21 protein-coding genes are annotated in these 22,207 nt (G+C 58.4%); 4 read left to right on the top strand and 17 right to left on the bottom strand.

Translation table 11 applies throughout. The features are described 5' to 3' along the window. Positions 1-44: 44 nt before the first annotated feature. From AABB31_RS12530 to AABB31_RS12495, 8 genes are all read right to left on the bottom strand, one after another. The gene (locus AABB31_RS12530) at positions 45-332 is read right to left on the bottom strand and encodes a hypothetical protein (RefSeq protein WP_342077809.1); all 288 of its coding nucleotides are present in this window, start codon (positions 330-332) and stop codon (positions 45-47) included. Positions 333-413: 81 nt separating this feature from the next. Next, positions 414-1,859, bottom strand: coding sequence for an aldehyde dehydrogenase family protein (locus AABB31_RS12525; RefSeq protein WP_373634809.1), 1,446 nt, complete (start codon positions 1,857-1,859; stop codon positions 414-416). A gap of 15 nt (positions 1,860-1,874) precedes the next feature. Next, complete coding sequence (locus AABB31_RS12520) at positions 1,875-2,858, bottom strand: ABC transporter ATP-binding protein (RefSeq protein ID WP_342077812.1); 984 nt, start codon at positions 2,856-2,858, stop codon at positions 1,875-1,877. Beyond that, complete coding sequence (locus AABB31_RS12515) at positions 2,851-3,876, bottom strand: ABC transporter ATP-binding protein (protein ID WP_342077813.1); 1,026 nt, start codon at positions 3,874-3,876, stop codon at positions 2,851-2,853. The genes AABB31_RS12520 and AABB31_RS12515 overlap by 8 nt, the downstream gene beginning before the upstream one ends. Beyond that, positions 3,851-4,993 carry an ABC transporter permease gene (locus tag AABB31_RS12510; RefSeq protein WP_342077814.1) on the bottom strand — a complete coding sequence of 381 codons (1,143 nt, stop codon included), beginning with the start codon at positions 4,991-4,993 and terminating at the stop codon, positions 3,851-3,853. The genes AABB31_RS12515 and AABB31_RS12510 overlap by 26 nt, the downstream gene beginning before the upstream one ends. Beyond that, positions 4,990-5,973: an ABC transporter permease gene (locus AABB31_RS12505; RefSeq protein WP_373634808.1), complete on the bottom strand. Its 984-nt coding sequence runs from the start codon at positions 5,971-5,973 to the stop codon at positions 4,990-4,992. Before AABB31_RS12505 ends, AABB31_RS12510 begins: the two co-directional genes overlap by 4 nt. Before the next feature lie 134 nt (positions 5,974-6,107). After that, positions 6,108-8,051, bottom strand: a complete 1,944-nt coding sequence (locus AABB31_RS12500; protein WP_342077817.1) for an ABC transporter substrate-binding protein — start codon at positions 8,049-8,051, stop codon at positions 6,108-6,110. 39 nt (positions 8,052-8,090) lie between these two features. Beyond that, on the bottom strand, positions 8,091-9,311 hold the full coding sequence (locus AABB31_RS12495) for a mandelate racemase/muconate lactonizing enzyme family protein (protein ID WP_342077818.1): 1,221 nt from the start codon (positions 9,309-9,311) through the stop codon (positions 8,091-8,093). A 148-nt stretch (positions 9,312-9,459) separates the two neighbouring features. Between AABB31_RS12495 and AABB31_RS12490 the strand changes: the two genes are divergently transcribed. After that, positions 9,460-10,872: a sulfatase-like hydrolase/transferase gene (locus AABB31_RS12490; RefSeq protein WP_342077819.1), complete on the top strand. Its 1,413-nt coding sequence runs from the start codon at positions 9,460-9,462 to the stop codon at positions 10,870-10,872. Positions 10,873-10,875: 3 nt separating this feature from the next. Here AABB31_RS12490 and AABB31_RS12485 read toward each other — a convergent pair whose 3' ends face one another. The 7 genes from AABB31_RS12485 to AABB31_RS12455 form a co-directional block, all read right to left on the bottom strand. Further along, on the bottom strand, positions 10,876-11,817 hold the full coding sequence (locus AABB31_RS12485; RefSeq protein WP_373634807.1) for a formylglycine-generating enzyme family protein: 942 nt from the start codon (positions 11,815-11,817) through the stop codon (positions 10,876-10,878). Continuing rightward, complete coding sequence (locus AABB31_RS12480) at positions 11,810-12,520, bottom strand: GntR family transcriptional regulator (protein WP_373634806.1); 711 nt, start codon at positions 12,518-12,520, stop codon at positions 11,810-11,812. The genes AABB31_RS12485 and AABB31_RS12480 overlap by 8 nt, the downstream gene beginning before the upstream one ends. Positions 12,521-12,668: 148 nt before the next feature. Continuing rightward, entirely contained in the window at positions 12,669-13,754 is a 1,086-nt protein-coding gene (locus tag AABB31_RS12475; protein ID WP_373634805.1) for an ABC transporter ATP-binding protein, read from the bottom strand. 13 nt (positions 13,755-13,767) lie between these two features. Then, positions 13,768-14,508 (bottom strand): SDR family oxidoreductase, encoded by a 741-nt coding sequence (locus AABB31_RS12470; RefSeq protein ID WP_342077823.1) that lies wholly within the window; start codon positions 14,506-14,508, stop codon positions 13,768-13,770. Then, positions 14,505-15,335: a carbohydrate ABC transporter permease gene (locus tag AABB31_RS12465; protein WP_342077824.1), complete on the bottom strand. Its 831-nt coding sequence runs from the start codon at positions 15,333-15,335 to the stop codon at positions 14,505-14,507. The genes AABB31_RS12470 and AABB31_RS12465 overlap by 4 nt, the downstream gene beginning before the upstream one ends. Then, complete coding sequence (locus tag AABB31_RS12460; RefSeq protein ID WP_342077825.1) at positions 15,332-16,189, bottom strand: sugar ABC transporter permease; 858 nt, start codon at positions 16,187-16,189, stop codon at positions 15,332-15,334. Before AABB31_RS12460 ends, AABB31_RS12465 begins: the two co-directional genes overlap by 4 nt. An 81-nt stretch (positions 16,190-16,270) precedes the next feature. Beyond that, on the bottom strand, positions 16,271-17,488 hold the full coding sequence (locus tag AABB31_RS12455; RefSeq protein WP_342077826.1) for an extracellular solute-binding protein: 1,218 nt from the start codon (positions 17,486-17,488) through the stop codon (positions 16,271-16,273). A gap of 127 nt (positions 17,489-17,615) precedes the next feature. Here AABB31_RS12455 and AABB31_RS12450 point away from each other — a divergent pair, with 127 nt between their 5' ends. The 3 genes from AABB31_RS12450 to AABB31_RS12440 all read left to right on the top strand — a co-directional run bounded on the left by AABB31_RS12450 (position 17,616) and on the right by AABB31_RS12440 (position 20,247). Then, positions 17,616-19,145, top strand: a complete 1,530-nt coding sequence (locus AABB31_RS12450) for a sulfatase (protein WP_373634804.1) — start codon at positions 17,616-17,618, stop codon at positions 19,143-19,145. Between the two features lie 103 nt (positions 19,146-19,248). After that, positions 19,249-19,674 (top strand): hypothetical protein, encoded by a 426-nt coding sequence (locus AABB31_RS12445; RefSeq protein WP_342077829.1) that lies wholly within the window; start codon positions 19,249-19,251, stop codon positions 19,672-19,674. A gap of 102 nt (positions 19,675-19,776) precedes the next feature. Beyond that, the gene (locus AABB31_RS12440; RefSeq protein WP_342077830.1) at positions 19,777-20,247 is read left to right on the top strand and encodes a DNA starvation/stationary phase protection protein; all 471 of its coding nucleotides are present in this window, start codon (positions 19,777-19,779) and stop codon (positions 20,245-20,247) included. Positions 20,248-20,301: 54 nt separating this feature from the next. Here AABB31_RS12440 and AABB31_RS12435 read toward each other — a convergent pair whose 3' ends face one another. Further along, positions 20,302-21,693 (bottom strand): Hint domain-containing protein, encoded by a 1,392-nt coding sequence (locus AABB31_RS12435; RefSeq protein ID WP_373634803.1) that lies wholly within the window; start codon positions 21,691-21,693, stop codon positions 20,302-20,304. Positions 21,694-21,919: 226 nt separating this feature from the next. Further along, complete coding sequence (locus tag AABB31_RS12430) at positions 21,920-22,171, bottom strand: DUF1289 domain-containing protein (RefSeq protein WP_342077832.1); 252 nt, start codon at positions 22,169-22,171, stop codon at positions 21,920-21,922. Positions 22,172-22,207 lie beyond the last annotated feature (36 nt).

Raw genomic sequence — 22,207 nt, 5'->3', positions numbered from 1 at the left:
AGCGATATCAGGACGCTTTCCACCTTGGGTTGGGTGATGTGCCGTCAACCGCTGAAAAATCCGTCACTTCGCAAATCAGCGGATGTATCAGCGAAGGTCAAAGCCTCAATCTCGACGCTTTGTGGACCCAGGCTGCAGGCAAGCGCAAAGGCATCCACCATCTCGGCGGCGCCCGTGGCCCGCAGGCTCAGGCTGCGCTGTGTGCTTTCGGCAATGTCATAGGCTATGCCCAGTTTTGCGGCGTGCCGGGCGATCCAATCCGGAAAGTCACGGGCCCCCACTTGCCCTGCCAGGGTGAAGGCCACGGTGACCTGATCTTGTGTTGTGATCATCTGACGCGTTCGCCCCATCCGGTTGGTTTGCCTATCATGCAGGCAAGGTGGCCAGATGCAATGCCAGGTCAGGCGCCGCGTTTAGGCAGGCAGCGCCCGTGTGATGCGTTTGATGACCAGATAATCATGCAATGCGAGCGTCGAACAATCATGCCCGATGCCCGATTGACCGATACCGCCATGTGGCAGGTCAATATCGTATTTCACCCCGTTGATCTGGACTTCGCCATATCGCAGACGGGCGGCCCAATCCTCGGCCAATGCCAGGTCGCGGGTAAAGATATAGGCGGTCAGCCCGCCTTCGTCGCAATCATTCGCCATGCGATCCAGATCCGTATCATCATCAAACGGAATGATGCTGACAATCGGGCCAAATGTTTCCTGCCGGTAGACATCCATATCTTCGGTAACGTTGCCAAGCACGGTTGGGGCCAGAAAATGCCCATCCGGCAAATCGCCGGGGCGGTCGCCACCGGCAAGAACCTGCGCGCCCCCGGCGGCGGCCCCGTCAATCAGCCCCTTCAGCCGCGCCCACGCCCGGCCATCAATCACCGGCCCGGTCAGGATGTCAGCGGTCTTGTCCCAGCCGACACCCGCATTTTGCGCTTTTGCAACTGCCTGGGCGGTAAATTCCTCCAGCACGTCCTGATGGACAAAGACCCGGTTGGGCGAGACGCAGATCTGGCCCGCATTGTTGAATTTGACCCCGCAGACAATGTCAGCAGCCACATCCAGATCGGCATCGGGAAAGATCAGAACGGGGGCGTTGCCCCCCAGTTCCATCGAATATTTCTTGATGCTGGTCGCGCCCGTTCGCATGATATGCTGGCCGGTCTTGGTCGAGCCGATCAGCGTGATCAGGGCCGGAACGGGGGAGGCAGACAGATGGTCGGCCACGTCATATCCATCGGTGCACAGAATTTGCACGACGCCCGGCGGCAAACCGGTCTGCGCGCAGAGTTCGCCGACAGCATAGGCCGAGATGGGGGTCTGTTCTGACGGGCGGATGATGATCGGGCAGCCTGCGGCCATGGCTGGGCCGATCTTGAACGCCAGGTTCAGCAGCGGAAAGTTCCATGCCAGAAACGCCAGGGCGACGCCTGCCGGTTCGTGGACAAGCCGATGCGTATGCGTGCCCGCCCGGTCAGCTACAGCGGTGTCATGAATGCGGGCGATCTCATCGGCGTAGAATTCGAGCGAATTCTTGAGACTGTCGAAATCCTCTTGCGTGTTGCCCCATGGTTTTCCCATCTCGTGGTGCATGCAGTCACGCAAATGGTCTTCATTGGCGATCACGGCATCGCGCAACTTGTGCATCCACATCTGCCGTTCTGCGATAGACGTCCGTGACCACATTGGAAACGCATCACGCGCTGCAGCCAGGGCGCGATCTGCATCGTCAATGCCCGCCGTGGGGACGCTGGCCACAAGTTGGTCATTGGCCGGGTTCAACACATCCACCGTGCCCTGACCATCGGTCAATTCACCGGCGATATACATTTTCTTTGCGAATGTAGCTGTCGTCATGGCGTCTTTCATTTCTTAAATCTCTCCGGCGAAATGGCACAGGATATCGGCCCCGTTGATGGTTTTTTTCGGCGGGCTGGTGGAGTGGCACAAATCGGTTGCATGCGGGCAGCGTGATGCGAAACGGCAGCCTGTCTTGCTGACGGATCCGTCACTGATCGCCACCGGCTGACGCTTGCCCCTGCGGGCGCGTGGATCAGGGATTGGCACGGCCTCAAGCAGGGCGCGAGTATAGGGGTGTTTGGGGGCGCGAAACAACTCTTCGGTTGTCGAAAGCTCGACCACCTGGCCCAGATACATCACTGCAATCCGGTCGCAGAAATGTTCCACAACGGCCAGATCATGGGCGATGAAGACATACGTCAGGTCGAATTCTGATTGCAGGTCCTGCAACAGGTTCAGCGTCTGCGCCTGAATGGACACATCCAATGCCGATACGGCCTCGTCGGCGATGATCAGTTCGGGGTTTGTGGCCAATGCGCGGGCGATCCCCAGCCGCTGCCGTTGCCCGCCCGAGAATGCGTTGGGGTAGCGCAGCAGGAATTCCTTGCGCAGGCCAACCTGCTCCAGGAGGGCGGATACCCGATCGGCCAGAGCCTGCCCCTTTAACCCTTCGGATTTGCGCAGGCATTGGCCCACCAGTTCGATCACCCGCAGACGGGGGTTCAAGGATGATTGCGGGTCCTGAAACACCATGCGGATTGCCCGCCAGATGCCGCGCAGCTGTTCCTTTTCGCCGCCCACCAGTTCAACCGCATCCTTGTCGCGCCCATGAAACCGGATGGATCCTGCGGTGGGTTCCAAAATCTGCATGATGCACCGGCCCAGTGTGGTCTTTCCACTGCCGGACTCGCCCACAACGCCAAAGGATTCGCCCCGGATCACATCGAAAGAGATATCATCGACCGCACGCACCACATCGGTCGGTTTGCCGAACAGCCCGCCACCGATGGGAAAATGCATGTCCAGATCGCGGACCTGTAGAATGGGATCACTCATGAGCCGCGCTTTCGCTATGCAGGAAACACGCAGCAGCACTGTCACCTGCGGGCGTCATGGGCGGTGTGGCCTTGTCGCAAATACCGGGCATGAAATGGTCGCATCTGGTACGGAAGGTGCAGCCGGACGGGCGGGCCAACGGGTGCGGGACCATGCCCCGAATGGCAGGCAGGCGATGTTGCCGGGTCATGCCCATACGGGGGACTGACTTCAGCAAGGCTTGTGTGTAGGGGTGCTGCGGGTTCTCGAAGATCGAATAGACGTCGCCTCTTTCGACAACGGTGCCCATATACATCACTGCCACGTCTTCGGCCACCTCGGCCACAACCCCAAGATCGTGGGTGATCAGCATAACGCCCATCTGAAATTCGTCCTTCAGTTCGGCGATCAGATCGAGGATTTGAGCCTGTGTCGTGACGTCCAGCGCGGTTGTTGGTTCATCGGCGATCAGCAGGCGTGGCTGGCAGCACAGCGCCATGGCGATCATCGCCCGTTGACGCATCCCGCCCGACAGCTCGAACGGATAGGCCTCGAACCGCTCGGCTGGTTTGGGTATGCCCACCCGGTCAAGCATCTCGATCGCTGTTTCCTTTGCTTCGGCCTTGGACATTGGACGGTGCAGCAGGATCGTTTCAGTAATCTGTTTGCCGATCTTCTGGATCGGCCCGAGCGAGGACATCGGTTCCTGAAAAATCATCGCGATATCCTGACCACGGATTGCGCGCAGTTCCCGCGACCCGTGCCGGGCCTTGGCCAGATCAATGGTTTGCCCATCGGCGTTGCGATAGGTGATTGCCCCATCCACGATCCGCCCCGGCGCGTCGACAATGCGCAGGATGGATCGGGCCATGATTGATTTTCCGCACCCGCTTTCCCCCAGAATGCAGAGGGTGCGGTTCGGGTATACATCCAGATCTACCCCGTCGACGGCTTTGACTACCCCGTCATCGGTAAAGAAGTGGGTCTGCAGGTTGCGGATTTCGACCAGCGGATCAGTGTGCATTTGGGTCTGCGGCATCACGAAGTCCGTCCCCTAGAAAGTTCAGTGCCAGCACTGCAACAACAATCATCGTGCCGGGGGCGATCAGCAGCCACGGGGCCTGAATAATTGTCCGGATATTCTGCGCCTCTTTCAGCAAGGTTCCCCAGCTGACGATGGGGGGCTGCAATCCGATCCCCAGAAAGGACAGCGAGGTTTCGGCCAAAATCATCAAAGGCACGGCAAGTGTCAGCGATGCGATGATATGGCTGGAAAAGCTGGGCACCATATGTTTCCAGATCACTTCCCAGTCGGTCAATCCGTCCAGCCGTGCTGCAACGATGAAATCCTCGTTGCGCAGGCTCAAGAATTTGCCCCTGACTTCCCGGGCGAGCCCGGTCCAGCCGATCATCGAGACAATCAAGGTCACCACGAAATAAGTGCGCAACGGTGGCCAGCCCAACGGGATCGCAGCCGCCAGCCCCATCCAGAGCGGGATTGTCGGGATAGACCGGATGAATTCGATCAGCCGCTGAATGGCGTTGTCGATCCATCCCCCGTAATAGCCCGAAATGCCGCCAAGCGAGACGCCGATGAACAGCGAAAACGCCACACCAACCAGCCCGATGGACATCGAAATGCGCGTTCCCATGATGATCCGGCTGTAGATATCCCGGCCCAGCCTGTCAGCGCCCCAGAAATAGACCCGATCACGCGGATCTTTCGGGCCGAAAAAGTGGGTCGTCATCGGGATGAGGCCCAGCAGCTCATATTCGTATCCCTGTACGAAAAAGCCAAGCGGTATGATCTTTTCGGGGTCTTGCACGAAGGTGCGGCGCATCGCCTCGCGATCCAGTTCCAGTTTCAGACCCTTGGCATGCAACTGAAATGTCGATGTTCCGTCTTCATCCTCGACGAATAGTGAAACACCCATCGGGGGCGCAAAGGGGGCCCGCACGTTGGTTTCATCAATATCGGTCGTGGTGAAGAACTCTCCGAAAAGGGCCAGAACGTAGATGAAAACGACCACCCACAGGCTGATATAGGCCACACGATGTCGTTTGAACTTGCGCCACATCAGGGCGGTTGGCCCCAGCAGGGCGGGCATCCGCACATCATCTTGTGGCTCGGGCAGGTCTGTGGCGTGCGTACTCATTGGTAGCGTATCCTTGGATCAATCCAGGCCAGCAGCAGGTCGGAAATCAGGGTGCCCAGAACGGTCAGCAGGCTGACAATCAGGATCAGCGAGCCTGCCAGATACATGTCCTGCACCAGCAGCGCGCGCAGCAGCATCGGGCCAGTGGTCGGCAGGTTCATCACAACCGCCACAATGATCTCGCCCGACACAAGGGTGGGCAGAATCCATCCGATGGTCGAGATGAACGGATTAAGCGCGACCCGGACAGGGTATTTCATCAATAGCTGAAACTCGGACATCCCCTTGGCCCGGGCGGTGACGACATAGGGGCGATAAAGCTCGTCCAGAAGGTTGGCGCGCATGATGCGGATCAACGCAGCCGCACCTGATGTGCCCACCACGACAATCGGCATCCAGATATGTTTCATCAGATCGACGAACTTGTCCCAGGCCCAGGGCGCGTCGATATATTCCGGGCTGACCAGCCCGCCGACACTTTGGCCGAAATACTTGAACGCCACATACATCATCACCAGAGCCAGCAGAAAGTTGGGGACAGCCAGCCCGATGAACCCAAAGAACGTGGCCGCGTAATCCCCGACCGAATATTTGCGCACCGCTGAATAGATGCCAATTGGCAGGGCCACCGCCCAGATGAACAGCAACGTCAGCAGCGAAATCGCAAAGGTCCAGCCCAGCCGATCCCAGATCAGTTCATTGACCGGCAGGTTCTTTTCAAATGACAGGCCGAAATCGCCCTGAAACAGGATACCGGTGATCCATTTCCAGTATTGGATATACATGGGCTGCCCCAGCCCATACTGATCACGCAGCGCCTGCAACGTGCCGGTATCCAGACCGCCGCTATCGCTCAGCTCTGCGGCGAGCGTATCGAGATAGTCCCCGGGCGGCAGCTGGATGATGATGAAGGTCACGATAGAGACCAGAAACACAGTCGGGATCATATAAAGGATGCGGCGATAGAAATATCCGATCATCGGCTGTCCTTTCTGCGTTTACGGGCGGGGTGAGGTGGCTTTGATGCTGATCTGACGGGGTGGGATCACAAAGCGTATTAGGTGCCGCGACCGAAGCCTGGGAGGCAAACCCCGGTCGCGACGGGAGAGAGAGCTTACGGCAGTGATTTGCCACCCTCGTAGTACATCTGGCTAACGTAAGGCGACGGATACCAAAGCTGGCCGGAGATCGGCAGCGGATTGGGGTGGTTGCGCACGTTGTTACGCGCCACACCAAAGGCAGGATCGCTTTGCACCAGACCAACGGTCAGTAACAGTGCCTTGGACATTTCCAGAAGTTCTTCCATTTCGGCCTGACGCTGTTCCGGCGTGGCAGCGGCCTTGACCTCGTCATAGGCGACGAAGAGGTCCTTGATGTGCTGTGGGGGTTCGATACCGGTGCTGGGGTCAACACCCCACTTGGCCCATTCAGGGGCCCAGTAGACGGCCGTGCCAAATGGCAGATAGCATTCCGGCGAGGTATAGGCGTCGGACTGTCCACCGGCACAGTTCCAGATATAGGCGTCATGTTCTGCGCTGGCCGCAATCTCTTGCAGGCGGGCACGGTCGCTGACGCGGATCTGGATGTCGATGCCCACATCGCGGGCGTAAGAGGCCACAAGTTCCAGCACATCGGGGAATTGCGCACCAAACACGTCAGCCGTCAGGAAGACGAGGGTGAAGCGCTCGCCATTGGGATCAAGACGATACCCGTCGGCGTCCATTTCCGTCAGGCCCGCCTTGTCGAGATATTCGGCCGCCAGATCGGGATTATACTCGGTAAACTGTGTTGCCATTTCCTCATCATAAAGGGGCGATACCGGCTGTGGTGCGGTCTGCGCCGCGCGGCCGGACCCGAAATAGATCAGGTCGATGATTTCCTGCCTGTTCACCGCATGGCTCAGGCCGATGCGGAAGTTCAGATCGTTCACGATGGCGTTCTTGACCGGGTCCGGGTTGTTGAGGTTCAGCATCAGGATCGCGCCGTTGGATGGCAGATCGTTGGTGTCAAAGAACCCGTATTGGCCCCGCTCCATATTGTCGGTCAGCACGGCGCGGTTTGCCGGGCGACCCAGATGGCGGTTCATGTAGTCGATTTCGCCATTGAACGCCTTCAGCAGGATCGTCTCGGGGTCCTCGACCTGATCCCATGTGATTGCGTCAAAATAGGGCAGCTGATTGCCGTCCGCATCGACTTTCCAGAAATACGGGTTGCGCTCGGCCACGACACGGTCGGATGCGCCATAGGCATTTTGCAGCTTCCAGGGGTGCAATGTGGGCCGGTCAGGGTTTTGCCAGAATGCGGGGGTGTGCATTGGGCCGGCCTTGAGGTTGAACAGTGACACCCAGCCAGCGGCTGCCGGTTCGGCATCAATCAATGCCTGAATGCCGTCAGGGTTATGATCAATGTGGAATTGCGACAGATAATGCTTGGGGTAGTTGACCGGATAGTAGCCAAAACCATAGGCCATGTTGTTGATGAACAGCCCATTTGGGGACCCGAACTTGAATTCGACAGTTGTGTCATCAACCTTGGTCACCGCTACCGGGCCTTCGGGGCCAACATAGATCGGGTGCTTGGATGGTGTCAGCCGCTCGTCCGAGAAAATCTCGTACCAGAACATGACGTCATCCGCAGTGAAGGGCGCGCCATCCGACCAACGCATCCCTTCGCGGAGCGTGAAGGTAAATGTGGTCGCATCTTCCGAGACTTCCCAGCTTTCGGCGATGTTGGGTTTGACCTCGGTCCAGTCGGCGGACCAGCGGACCAGATTTTCATGCGCGATGGTCCGCACGATGTTGTGCTGGTCACCGCCGCCCAGAATGGCCCGGCGCATCGTGCCGCCATATTCCCCGATAGAACCAAGCGTCTCAAGCACCAGCGGATTGGCGGGCAGACGTTCGTCCACCGGGGGCAAGTCACCTGACTCCACTGCCGCATCAAAGAACGGTGCTTGCGCGTAATCCTCTGCAAAGGCAGGCAGCGCACCCAAGGCGCACAGGCCCAGGGCGGCAACGCTGGACACCAGATATCTCTTTGTCGACTTCACCATATTCATTGTCTTTCCTCCTCCACTTGTCGGTCGTCTTGTTGTTGATCACCAGTTGGTCACTGATCCATCAGGCCGGCTGAGATGGGGGCATTCAACATGTGATGCATTTGCGTTCCGCAGTGCATCTTCGTCGACGTCGACCCCCAGGCCGGGCGTGTCCGGCACGACGTAAACCGCGCCCTCCAGCGCGACTTGAACCGGAAAAAGGGCTTGGTCATGAAAACCGAGGTTTTCGACGCTTGATTGACGCGTCTCAAGCCAGCTGAAATTTGGAACTGCCGCGGACATATGCACACTTGCCGCGGTGCAGATCGGGCCAAGCGGGTTATGCGGCATCAGGTCGATATAGTGACGCTCGCTCCAGCCGGCGACTTTCATCGCCTCGGTGAAACCGCCAATGTTGCAGATATCCAGGCGCATATACTGGGTCAGCGCCTTATCGAGGTAAGGACCCGCCTGCCATTTTGACGCAAATTCCTCGCCTACCGCGAAGGGGATATTCGTCATGCGGCGCAGCATTTCGTAAGCTTCAGGTGTTTCGCAGCGGATCGGCTCTTCGAGAAAATCCAGCGTGCCAGCAGGCAGCATGTTGCAGAAACTGGCAATTTCAGCCGGGGTATACCGGTGGTGCAGGTCGATCCCGATGGTCAGGTTGCGGCCGAATTCCTGGCGCATCACGGTCAGGATTTTGACGGTCTTGTCCAGGGTGGTACGCGGATTGAACGTGCTGCCGCTGTCGAACCCTGCCGGATAGATGCGCACGCAATCCCAGCCGTCATTCACAAGGGTGCGGGTATCTGCCAGCGCCTGATCAACATCAGCGGCCATGAAGCTTGCAAAACTGGGCACAACATCGCGCTGCTTGCCGCCCAGCAGCTGATAGACCGGCACACCAAGGCGCTTGCCCAGAATGTCATGCAGCGCGATGTCGATGGCCGAGATCGCAGCCGTCAGCACCCGCCCGCCTTCGAAATACTGACTGCGGTAGGCTTCCTGCCAGATGCGCCCGATCTGGCGCGAGTCCTGTCCGATCAGAAAGCGGGCAAAATCCGCAACAACCGCAGCCACGGCCTGTTCGCGTGACGACAGACCGGATTCGCCCCAACCGATCAGCCCGTCATTTGTTTCGACACGGATCAAAAGCTGATTGCGCACCCCGACACGTGCCAGAATGGTTTCGATTTTGGCGATTTGCGCGTCGCGGGACGTTGATGGCAGCGGTGTGATTGCCGCTGTTTCGACGTCGCTTGCGGATGAGCTTTCCACGATTCGCCTCCCAATTCGAATCCATCGTTGCCTTACCGTAGCATGAAAATTATAAAATCATACATTATTTTTGAAAAATAGAGCGCGATATGGTAATTGAGATGAATTGCCATATGCTGGGCGACGATCAAAATCAGGGGATACGTGCATGACAGATCGCAAGAACATGGTTCTTTTTGTGACCGACCAATGGCGTTGGGACACGTTGAACGCGCCGGGGCATCCCGCCAAGCTGCCCCATCTGAAAGCATTCGAAAAAACCGCAACGAATTTCGTCAATGCCTTCACGACAGTTCCCCTGTGCACACCCGCCCGTGGCAGTCTGTTTACCGGCAAGCTGCCGCACCAGAACGGCACCATGGATAATGTGCAGGGAACGTCCTTTTACCCGCATGGCAAGCTGCACCCCGCCCAGACCACCTATCTGGAACGATTGCGCGATGACGGCTATCACGTCACGTTCATTGGCAAGTGGCATCTGGGCGACGGCACGATCCATGATCGCGGTATTGACGATGTCATTCTCAGCGATGGTGGTGATCTGGCCCTGATGAATACCAGCGACGTGCGGTTCGCCGAACCACGTAAATCCCCCTATTACGGCACGATCACAGACGGTATCCCGCTGGATGAAAGGCGCGTTGATGCGGCCATCCACAAACTGGCCGATCTCGCCAAAAAGGATCAGCCGTTCTGCCTGGTGGTCTGTCTGCATGGGCCTCATTTCCCCCACCATGTCCCCGCAGAATATGTGGCACTTTATGATGATCTGCCGTCGGATTTCGTACCGGATAACTGGTGTCCGCAATTCTCGGAGGTGGGCAAGCCCGTGGCGCAATCTGCATCCTATTGGCCCTGTCAGGACACGTCACATATGACGGCAGAGGATTGGCGCCGCACTGCGCAGCATTATTGGGGCTTTTGTTCCTATATCGACGCCATGTTCGGACGGTTGACAGATGCGGTATCCGCGCATGGGCTGGACGACAGTACCGCCATCGCATTCACTGCCGATCATGGCGAAATGCTGGGCGCGCATGGCTGGTTCGACAAGGGACCGTTCTTTTATGATGAAGTGATGCGTATTCCGATGCTGATCCGCGCGCCTGGCGATACGGGCGGGGCGACCTCGGATGCGTTTGTCAGTTTCCGCGACCTTTTTCCCACCATGATTGCGCGCAGCGGCGGCACTGACTTGCTACGCACGGATGAGTTCGCCCGCAGTTATTGGGAAACAACGGCAGATCACGCGACATATGTCTATGATGCCTATCAAGGGCGCCAGTTCCGCTTTCGCGGCATTCGCGGTGCGCGCTACAAATACGCGTGGAGCCCGCATGACATCGAAGAGCTGTATGATCTGGAGACCGACCCGCAAGAGCGCCATAATCTTGCAGGGCAGCCACAGATCGCGGCGGTTCAGGCGGATCTGAAGGCCAGGCTGTTCGATTGGATGCACGCCGAAGGTGACTGGCTGGCCGGGCCTGGGCATCATCCGCCCGTGGGCAGCTATATTGACGGGCGCGACAGGGCCGAGCAGCATAACCATCACCCAAATTGAGTGTCAGGTCGGCGGTCGGTCATAGACCACGCGAAACCCGGTATGCCCGCTTGTACTGTCGGGCGTGTTTCCCGACCGCGCAGCGATACGGTAGCGGTGGCAATAGCTTTCGTGGCACAGATATGATCCGCCCTTCAGCAGTTTTTGTCCCTTCGCCTCGGCCATGCGGCGGCGGGCGTCGCGGCTTTGGGATCGCAGCCGGAATGGCTCTGCCGTCCATTCCCAGACGTTGCCAACCATGTGGTGCAATCCATACCCGTTTGGCGCCAGCGCCAGCACCGGCGCCGGCCCGGCAAAACCATCGGCGCCGGTATCCTGCATCGGGAAATGCCCTTGCCAGATATTGCAGGGCAGGAACGTGGTGTCGTCCGGATCGTCATCGCCCCACGGATAACGGACATCGCCCAGCCCGCCGCGGGCGGCATGTTCCCATTCCGCCTCTTTGGGCAAGCGGCCGCCCATCCATGCGGCATAGGCCCGGGCGTCGTCCCAGGCGATATGCGTGGCAGGCAGGGTTTCATCAATGTCGGTGACATCCGGCCCGAAGGGTCTGGCCCAGCTGGCCCCGTTAATTTTGCGCCACCATTCAAGCCCGTCGATACCCTCTGTCCCCGCGGCGCCACCGGGCAGGTGGGTGTGAAAGACAAAGGACCAGCCGAACTGTTCGGCCAGTGTGACATGCCCCGTAGCATCCACAAATGCCCGGTAGGCAGCAATGCTGACAGCCCCCCGTTCCCACCAAAGATCACGCACGCGTTTATGGGTCAGCGGGCCCTCGGCATCCGGAACGATCAGGGGGCGGGCGGTTCCTAACAGGGCGCGCCCACCGGGCACGTGCACCACATCGGGGTCACGCCGTCCCGACCTATCCGTGCGGGGCAGTCGCCGGGTCTGGGCCGCCGGTCGCGGCGGGCTGGGGGGTTGGCAGCAGGCCTTCTCAGGCACTGCGGTTGCGGGTGGCGCGGGTCTGCTCAATCCGGAGCTGGTCAACCAGATGCCGCCCGGCATCACCGATATGCTGGCTGAGTACAGCAATCGCGCCATCGACATCCTGCCGCTTGATGGCGTCAATCAGGCTACGATGCTCGCGCAGGATGGCCTCCTGACGGCCCATGGCGATAGGGATGCGGGTACTGATCGACCCCATGATCTCGCGATGCTGGTTCCAGACGCCAAACGCCACACGATTATAGTGCCGTTCATACATGGTTTCGTGAAACCGCCGGTCCAGCATTGTGTGGCGCTCGCGATCGGTAAAGTTCAGCTCTCCGATCTCGGCCTGTATCTTGTCCAGCTCGGCGATGTCGTCGGTGCTGGCCGTCTCGACATAAAGCCGCAACAGATAGGGTTCGAGCTGGTAACCCACCTCGGCCACGTCGCGCACAAATTCCATGTCGATGGGTCGGACCCGCGCCCCCTGATTTGGGGTAAATAGCACCAACCCCTCACCGCGCAACTGCTGCAAGGCTTCGCGCACCGGGTTGGTCGAGGTGTCGTGCCGGCGGGCAAGCTCGGAGATTTTCAACCGCGAATTTGCCTGCAAGACACCTGAAAGGATATCGTGCCGGATCCGGGAATAGATCGAGCTGGAGGTCGTTTCGGCAGTTTCTTCATCTGCCGCCAATGCGAGTGGTCCGTGACTTGTCATGGGCGGATCGTCCTCCTTTCCGGTAGTGGGGTCAAGCGGGCTGGCGGCATTTCACACGCTATGTTCAAAATTTGATACATCATCCCGCAATTGCTTACCGTTAAGACGTCCGGCGTCTGGTTTTGGCACAGAAACCCGCAATTGCGCCCTAGCGCAAGCGGCGTTCGGATGCAGTATCAAATAGCAGGACCGAAGAAGCATCAAAACCGACGCGCATCTGCGCACCGCCCGTCGGGCGTTCCTTGCCCCGCCATTCGACGATGATGGGCGCGTCATCGGTGTCGGAGGCGGAATAGGCGTAAGAAACGCCACCCAGATTTTCGATCACATCAACGGGCAGTTCTGCGCGCAATTGCCCGTCGGGCTCGAAATGCTCGGGCCGTAGCCCGGCGGTGACGGCGGTGCCTTCGCTGGGGGGATTGGCAAGTTGCACGGGAACCTCCAATCCGCCAAGCCGTGGCAGGGTGACGATAGCGGTCCCACCTGTGACCTGCGTCACTGTTCCGGTAAAGAAGTTCATCCGGGGGCTGCCGATGAACCCTGCCACAAACAGGTTGTCGGGGTCATCATAGAGCTGGACGGGCGCGCCGACCTGTTCAATCACGCCGTCGCGCAGCACGACGATCTTGTCTGCCATGGTCATGGCCTCAACCTGGTCATGGGTCACATAGATCATCGTGGCGCCAAGCTTCTTGTGCAGCCGCGCGATTTCAACACGCATTTCAACCCGCAATTCGGCGTCCAGGTTCGACAATGGTTCGTCAAACAGGAACACTTCGGGTTCGCGCACAATGGCGCGTCCGATGGCAACCCGCTGACGCTGCCCGCCCGACAGGGCCTTGGGCTTGCGATCCATATAGCTGTCAAGTTTCAGGATCTTGGCGGCCCCATTCACCTTGTCATCAATCTCGGATTTGCCCATCCCACCCATTTTCAGGCCAAAGCTCATATTGTCGCGGACGGACATATGCGGATAAAGCGCGTAGGTCTGAAATACCATCGCCACACCGCGTTTGGCGGCGTCAAGCTGGGTGACATCGCGCGGCCCAATGGTCATCTGACCCTCGGTTGTTTCCTCCAGCCCCGCGATCATGCGCAAAAGCGTGGATTTCCCGCAGCCCGAGGGGCCTACGAAGACACAGAATTCGCCGTCATTGACCTGCAGGTCCACGCCATGGATCACCTGGACCTGGCCGTATCGTTTGACGACATTTTTCAAGGTTAGTTCTGACATCCTGTCCCCCTGTTCAAAAATTGGCGCCAAGACGCGCTGACATGCCGCGATCGGCAACGACGTCGCTGCCGTTCAGGGCCATGGCCGCATCCGAAAGCAAGAAAACGGCGACCTTGCCAATCTCGTCTACGGTGCTCACCTCGTTATCGGCGCCCCAGCCGCGAAACTTGGCGTCCAGGGCAGGATCGCGCATAGCGTCCTCGACGATTTCGGTTCGGGTCATTCCCGGGCATAGGGCGTTGACGCGAATACCTTGCGGCCCAAGCGACCAGGCCATGGCGCGGGTCATGGCAACAATCGCGCCCTTGGTGCCTGCATAAGCCTCGGAGCCTGCATCAGTGCAGCGCGCGTGGTTCGATGCGATATTGACGATTGCGCCACCGCGCCCCAGCAATCCGGCCGCCGTCTGGCAGCCCACAAGGACGGATCGTTGATTGATGCCCCACATCTTTTCCATCTGGTCGGTGCTCAACTTGGCAAGGGGTGCCTGGATCGTCACCCCTGCATTATTGACCAGCCCGTCCAACTGACCCGCATTTTCGGTCGCTGATCGGATCGCCGCCGCAAATCCGCTGGCCTCGCTGACATCGACAGGCACGAAATCCGCACCGATCTGCGCAAGTTGGTCTGCGGCGGTATCAGAGATGTCAAAACCGGTGACCCGCGCCTTTGCTGCAATGCATTGCCGGGCAATCCCCAGCCCAATCCCGGCGCCCGCGCCGGTGACGATAATATGCCGGTTTTCAAGGTTCATTTGACGGCCCCTGCAGTCACACCAGCCACGATCCGGCGCTGGAAGATGATAAAGATGATCAGCAGCGGCAGTGATCCCAAAACGGCGGCCGGGAATAGCAGATCAGGTTCGATGTTGTGGTTGCCGACAAAGCGATAGACCGAAATCATCACGGTGAACTTGTCCGGATCCGTCAGCAATAGCAGCGGGTAGGTAAAGTCGTTCCAGACCATCAGCATGACAAACAGCGACAGCGTGGCCGTTGCGGGGCCAAGCAAGGGCCGGATGACATACCAGAAGATCTGAAAGTCATTGCAATTGTCCAGCTTGGCGGCTTCCTCAAGCTCGCGCGGGACAGCCCCGATGAAACCGACATAGAAGAAAACGGCAAGCGGCAGGTTCAACGCGGTGAAGGCCAGGATGATCCCGATATAGCTATCCAGCAGGCCCAATTCGCGGAAGATCACATAGATTGGCGTAATCGTCACAAAGGCCGGTGTGGCAAGCCCAAGGGCGACCAGCATGATAAAGGCCCGGCCCAGTGCGGTGGTGTTTCGGGCCAGCGGGTAGGCGGCCAGTGATCCGACAAATGCCACAAGAACCGTGACCGAAAGCGTAATGCCGATAGAGTTGATGACTGATCGCACATAGTCCATCGAGGCCAGCGTATTGGCGTAATTGCCCAGAAACAGCCCCGATGGCAGGCCAAGCGGATCGGCGGCAATTTCCTCGCCGGTCCGGAACGACATCATGATCATGTAAAAGACAGGGGTCAGCATGACCAGAACGAGCAGGATGACAAAGGCGCCGCCGATCCATTGCCCCAATTTTCGCGATGTCAGGTTCATGTCACATCCTCCCTGCTGCGCAGATACTTGTTCTGGACGAAGGCCACGATCACGACGATCACCAGCATTACAATCGACAGGGCCGAGGCAAAGCCGAACTTGTAGGCCCCGAACAGGTTCTCGATGATCTCAAGGCTGAGGGTCCGGGTCGCCCCATCCGGTCCGCCACGTGTCATGATAAAGGGCAGCTCGAAGGTCTTGAGCGTGCCGATGGTCGACAACATCACGTTGATGGTCACGCTGGGGGCCAGCAGGGGCAGTTCAAGATATCGGAAACGCTGCCAGGAACTGGCGCCATCAAGACGCCCGGCCTCGTCGATATCGCCGGGGATATTGGCAAAGCCCGCCAGAAAGATCGCGGTGGTATAGCCCGTGAACATCCAGACATGGGCGATGGCGATGGCAATCAGGGCGGTGTTCGGATCGCCCAGCCAACCGCGGGCCAGGCTTTCCAGCCCGACAGAGGTCAACAATGCATTCAACCCCCCATTGAAAGGGGAATAGATGAATTGCCATACGTAGCCGACAATCACAAAGGACATCATTGCCGGTGTGAACAGGGCCGCCCGGGCAAAGTTCCGCACCGCCGGAAGACGCTGCAACAGCGTGGCGATGAACAGGCCCGCGGTGGTCTGAATGGTCACCACGATGACCGTAAACAGCACCGTGATTTTCAGGGCCTCGGGATAGCGGCTGCGGGATACGATCCGGTCGTAGTTTTTCAGGCCTGCATATTCCGGCTGCCCCACCCCGGTGAAGTCGGTGAAGCTGTAATAGAATGTCAGCAGGATCGGGTAGACAAAGAATACCCCAAGAACAATCAGGGCCGGAAGCATGAAGAGAAATCGGGTCATCTTCGGAGACATGGGACTGGCTTTCAGGTGATGTCTGACGGCAAACCCCCGGCCAGTGCGTGACCGGGGGCAAATGAGAGCTTAGAGGTTGTCTTCGACAGTTTCGTCCCAGCGGACGAGGATGTCACCATTGTCCTGCTCCAGATCAAGCAGGAAGCCGGTCATGCTGTTCTGCATCTCGCCATCCAGCGCCCCGGGCCATTGGCCGACGGAAAACGGATAGTTCCGGATACCGCCCGCAGCCCGCGCGGCGTCATAACCGGCCGCAAGCGCTGGCGTGCCGCTGGCGCCGTCATCAAAAGGCGAATAGGCGGCCTCGGCATCCAGCAGCGGCTGCAGGTTTTCAGGTTGCGACCAGAATTCGACGAATGTTTTTGCCGCGGCCTGATTTTCAGATTCTGATGCAATCACCCAGCCAAAGCCAAACAGATCAGCGGTAACGCCGGTGCCCGACGCGGTCGGAACCGGGCCGAACACAAAGTTCAGTGCGGGATCTTCGCGGAAACTGCCGATATTCCACGCACCTTGGGGCAGCATCGCAAAGTTGCCTGCCTTGAACTCGCTTAATGCGGTGCTCCACGGATCGACGCCGGCCATTTCCTTGGCGTCAAAGCAGCGCGCATCGGCAAGGTCCCGCACGGTATCAAGGGCACCGCTGAAGCCCGGGTCATCCACAAATTGCGCAGTGCCATTGCCCAGATCGGCGACAGGCGTGGTTGCGGCCTCAAGCCCGTTGGCGATCACAAACAGAACGGACGGAAAACCGCCGGTCATCAGCATCGGCTTGATCCCTGCATCCGCAAGGGCGCCGCAGGCAGCTTTGAGATCATCAAGACTGGTTGGGGCGGCATCAATGCCGACCTGCGCCAGCAAATCCATGTTAGTATAAAGCCCCATGCCAATCACTTCCAAGGGCATGACATAGGCGGCCCCGTTGATGGTGATGGCATCCTGCAGCCCGGCAGGAACACGCCCGTACCATTCCGCATCCGTTCCCCAGTCAACCAGCAGTCCCGCATCACCCCAGACCTTGGTCAGCGGCATATCTGCCATCATCACATCCGGTGGATTGCCGCTTTGAAGACGGGGCGGGATCACGACGTCAGTATCCGACCGGCTGATATAGGACAGTTCGACGTCAATATCAGGATGGGCGGCCTCGAACTTGGCCACGATCTCATCCATTCCGGCAGGTTCGGCCTCGTTGCCTTTCCATGCGGTCACTTCCAACGTGGTCTGGGCGGTGACAGCAGAGGCAGCCAAAAGGCCGGTCATACTTAAGGCGATTAGTCGTTTCATGATCTCTCTCCCGTTATTCACTTAAAATCGTACATTATTTTTGCCTATTGTACATCATTTATTCTTGATCCATAGTCGATTTTGCCTTTCTAGCCTATTTTTCTTGACGCAATGGGAACTGAGACAGATGCAAAAACGCCCAAATTTCATATTGATTACGACCGATCAGCAACGTGGTGACTGTATCGGGGCGGAAGGGCGCGGCGTGAAAACACCGCATATTGACCGAATCGGACGGGATGGCGTGCGCTTTACCAAATGCATCACGCCGCACCCGATGTGCCAGGCGGCGCGCGCGTCGATCCTGACGGGAAAGCTTCCCTACAGCCACGGGGTCCGTGACAATGGTCGTGATCTTGATGAAAGTGTGGGTCCCGATGGGTTGGGCGGGGTTTTCACCCGCGCCGGATATCAGACTCACTTTATCGGCAAGGCGCACTTGTCCAGCCAGCAGACATTTGAGCCCACCGGACGACCTGAATGCTATAAAAGCGCCAAGGATTTTGGCCCCGACTGGACCGGCGACTATTTCGGTTTTTCGCATGTCCAGATGATGCTGCGCCCGCATCACCATACCCAGTGGTATGCCCCGCCAGAGGCCCTGCATTACGAATACTGGCTGGATCAGGACGGGCAGGGGCAAGCCCGCTGGGACCACGCCAAGGATACTTTAAAGCCCGAAAGCGCGCATTTTCAGGCCTGGCGGTCGGCGCTGGATCAGAAATGGCATTCCTCACCGTGGATTGGGGATCGCGCTGTCGAGATGATCGAAAATAAGGGCGACGATCCGCTGATGGCCTGGGTGTCATTTCCCGATCCGCACCCGCCCTTTCTTGCGCCACGGCCCTGGTGCGACATGTATGCCGGCGAGGATGTGACGATTGCCGCCAATAGCACGCTTGATCTTGATCACCGGCCTTGGTGGCATCGGGCCTTTGTCGAGGATCGGGCAAAGCCGATCAAACAAGGGTCGGAACATAATGCAGGTGGGGTTGATTGGGGCCAAAAGGGCGATCTGACCGAACAGGCCCTGCGCGATATCACCGCAATCTATTTCGGCATGATCTCGGCGGTTGACCATCAGGTCGGGCGCATTCTGGATGCGCTGAAAGCCAAGGGCGAGCTGGACAATACCTATATCATATTCACCAGCGACCATGGGGAATGGTTGGGGGATCATGGCCTCCTTTTGAAGGGACCCATGATGTATGACGGGCTGCTTCGGGTGCCATGTCTGGCGATGGGGCCCGGCATCCCTGCGGGGAAGGTGGTGCAGGACCCGATCAATACGATCGACATTCTGGCGACCGCTGCGGATTTATGCGCCATTGCTGCCCCCGCGACCCATGGCCAATCCTGGCGGGGATTGTGGCAAGGCACGGGCTCGCGCGACTTTGCGCTGTCAGAATACGAGGTCGACGCGTTGCGCAGTGCGGTCGATATGGATCTGATGACGGTCCGCAGTGGCCGTTACCGGATGTCCATCGACCTGCGGACGGATACGGGCGAATTGTATGATATGCAGGAGGACCCCGGCGAAATGCACAATCTGTTTGACGATCAGGGGCGTGCGGCGGTCAAATCGGAACTGCGCGACATGATCAGGCAGCGGCCAGATGATATCATCCCCACCGCACCCCGCGTCGGGTGGCATTGATCGTCCCGCGCAATGGGACTTTATCTATCGCCACAATCCTTATAGTTATAGTCGGGAATATGTTGGGGCAAACGATTCCCGGCTATTGATAGGCGTGAGTGATATGATGGCCTCTGCTGCGCGGCTCTATGGTGAAACGGCATTTCCGGCAACGCCGGCGCGATCATTGGCGTGGCGCGATTGCTTGAACAGGCTGCGCCATGTGGCGTTGGAATGCCGATCCGCGTCCCATGCTGACCTTTTTGAAACCTGTGCGCGGCTTGCCAATCAGCCGACGGTCCCGGGCGATGTCTTTGCCCGCGCATTTTTCAGATGCGTCCGACAGTCAACAGGAACGCAACCGATCATGTTCCGGCCGGGTGTGGCCGAAATCTCGTTCGATGAAGCATGGCTGATGCGCGCAATTGTCGCCGCCGACAACGATCATGACAGCTTCGCTTTTCTGATCCGGTCGCGGATCCCCAAGCAGGATCAACGCAACATTGCCTTCCTGATCAACGGCATCTCGGCATCATTTGTCAGGATTTAGAATAGTTCCAAAACGGCCTTGCCGATGGCGCGCGGCGGATTATCTTGGCGATTAGCCAGCCATCGCCAGCCAGAATGCACACAGATAATTTGGAGAGTTGGAATGACCCAGACAGCAATGTCCCTTGATACAGACGCCCGATCCGCCATTGCAGACGCGCTTAATCAGTCGGTGGCTGAAACCGTAGTGACAACCATGCTTGCGCAGAATTTCCACTGGAACGTCACAGGCATGGCCTTTGCGCCATTGCATGAACTCTTTCAGCAAATCTATGAGGATCATTTTGCGGCCCAGGATGACCTGGCCGAGCGGATCAAGGCCATTGACGGGCATGCAGAAGCAACGCTTGCAGGTATGATCAAACGGTCCAAGGTTGCCGAACATGATGGCCGTGCAAGCGACAAGGACATGATCAAAGCGATGCTTGATGCGCAAGAGACCCTGGCGGCAACGTTGGCCGGGTGTGGCGCGCTGGCGGCCGAACATGGCGACACGCTGACCGAAGACCTGTGCATCGCACGCGGTCAGACACATGAGAAATTCGCGTGGTTCCTTCGGGTGCATTTGCGGTGACCGGGGCGGGTGCCCGCTATTTTTCGTATGCGCTTAGCAGGTGGGTGGCATTTTTCAGATGCCGCCGCACCAGTGTCTTTTGCTGAACGCCGATTGGCAGCGGCGCGCGGGTTGCGGCAGGTGGGTCTCGTCAGCGATTTCAGGAAAGATCGACAAGATCTCGGTTTGTATTTCCGGCAATAGCGCCTTGAGCGCCTGTTTGCCTGTATAAAGGCTCTCGGTTGGGGCGCCTTCGGCGTAAATGACCACATGCGCATCACACAGAAGGTGATAATAGGTCACTGACCTCACCGTCTCATCCACGAAAATGCCCGGCAGGCCGACCAGCTTGATGGCGGGGATCAAGACCTCGAATCTGCCAAACATCCGCTTTGCGATCTTGGAGGATACAAGCATCCGATGCTGCCGCGATACCAGCAAGTCGCGCTGTGGCAGGGTGCCGTTCAATGCGCCGGCCTTTATGCGGACGGGGCGAAAATGTGGGTGACGGCGCAGGTCTGCAAGGTCCAGATCGCGGCGGAATATCCGCAGGATATCCTTGGTGCCTGGCTCACCATGCAGTGTGATGCTGTCGCCTGCCTGAAGGTCGTCAATCAGGCGCGGCCCTGACGGGGTCTGGATGCGTGTTCCGGCGGTCAGACATGGGATAAGGCCGTCCTCGAAGGCGACGATACCGACCGTTTCATCAATATGGTTTGTTTCGGCGTCTCTGGATTGTTCTTCCTCGATGAACACGCCGACGGTGTCGCTGGTCTGCCCGTCAATGACAACGGTCGCGGTGTCGCCGCCATTGATTGTCTGGGTCTCGGCCACAACCACACCATCTGTGAATGTCGCGCCAAGGCCAAGGATATCGGTATTCTCGTCAACACTGTCAAACGTGTTTGCCGTTCCGGATTCTGCATTTCCGCCCGCCTGTATCGCAATCCAGCCAACGGTTTCATCCGCGTGGACACCGTCTTGGCCTTCTTCCTCTTGCAGGCGTACGACAAAGCCATCTGCGGTAATGTTCAACGGATCACTGTCGACGGTTGTTGTATCGTTTTCTGACATCACCGATGTCAGCACCACGGGCGGCGCGGCGAAATCACCCTGCAAGGTCACGGGGCTGTTGGTGTTGTCGGCAGAGACGGTCCCCGCTTCGATGATCCGGCCGTCGGGCAGTGTATGAATGCCCTCTTCAACCGCGATCCAGTTGATTGTCTCGGTCGCGGGGTGCGGACCGTCGTGATATTCCCATTCTTCGATGATGAAGGTGAAGGCGATTGTGTTGCCGTCTGCATCCAGCGTTTCATCGGTGACGCGCAATGTGAACTGATTGCCGCCATTATTGGTGGCGGTCAGCGCAAAGACCGGATCGGTCAGTGGCTGGGTCAGATTGATGGTGATTGGCGCGTTCTCGGTCGGAGAATTTGTCGTGATGCTGCCTGCTTCGCCGATTGCCACGTTACGCGCCCCGCGTGCTGGCCTTGCCCAATGGCGCAGCGCTTGGGTGGGTCATATATTTACGTGTTGCAGGTCTCATCAGCCGTCCTCTGGCACAGGGTAGTCCAGGTTTGTCTGAACAAAGAAGCAGAAATTGCGCAGAACCTTAACAGTTGCATCGGCGCGGAATGTGTTCGGACCGGGGAAATTGCAAGGATTGCGGCGCCGGTGCAACGCTGCTGGCAGTTTACGGGGCCAGATCAATCGGCGGTTTGACACCCTTCTTGCGGCACTTTTTCGCATAAGCGCCGGGCCAGCCGCCAAAGCCACCCATCTGGTTTTGTTGTGCGATCAGCATCGTGATGAAACCGTCCCGATGGCCGTTTTTCCTCAACTGTTTGAAAAGCGACTTCTGGGCCTTCGTCATGGAACAGCCTATGCAATGGCCGGCCCGCTTGTATTTGCAGACATCAATGCAGGGGCTGGGGGTTTTGGGCATCGGATCTCCGGTGGCGGTTTATACGCTACCGCATAT

Source organism: Yoonia sp. SS1-5 (assembly GCF_038443705.2).
In the GTDB taxonomy this organism is placed as follows: domain Bacteria; phylum Pseudomonadota; class Alphaproteobacteria; order Rhodobacterales; family Rhodobacteraceae; genus Yoonia; species Yoonia rhodophyticola.
The sequence above is the reverse complement of the archived record's forward strand: the minus strand, read 5'-3'. Positions and strand labels throughout refer to the sequence as shown.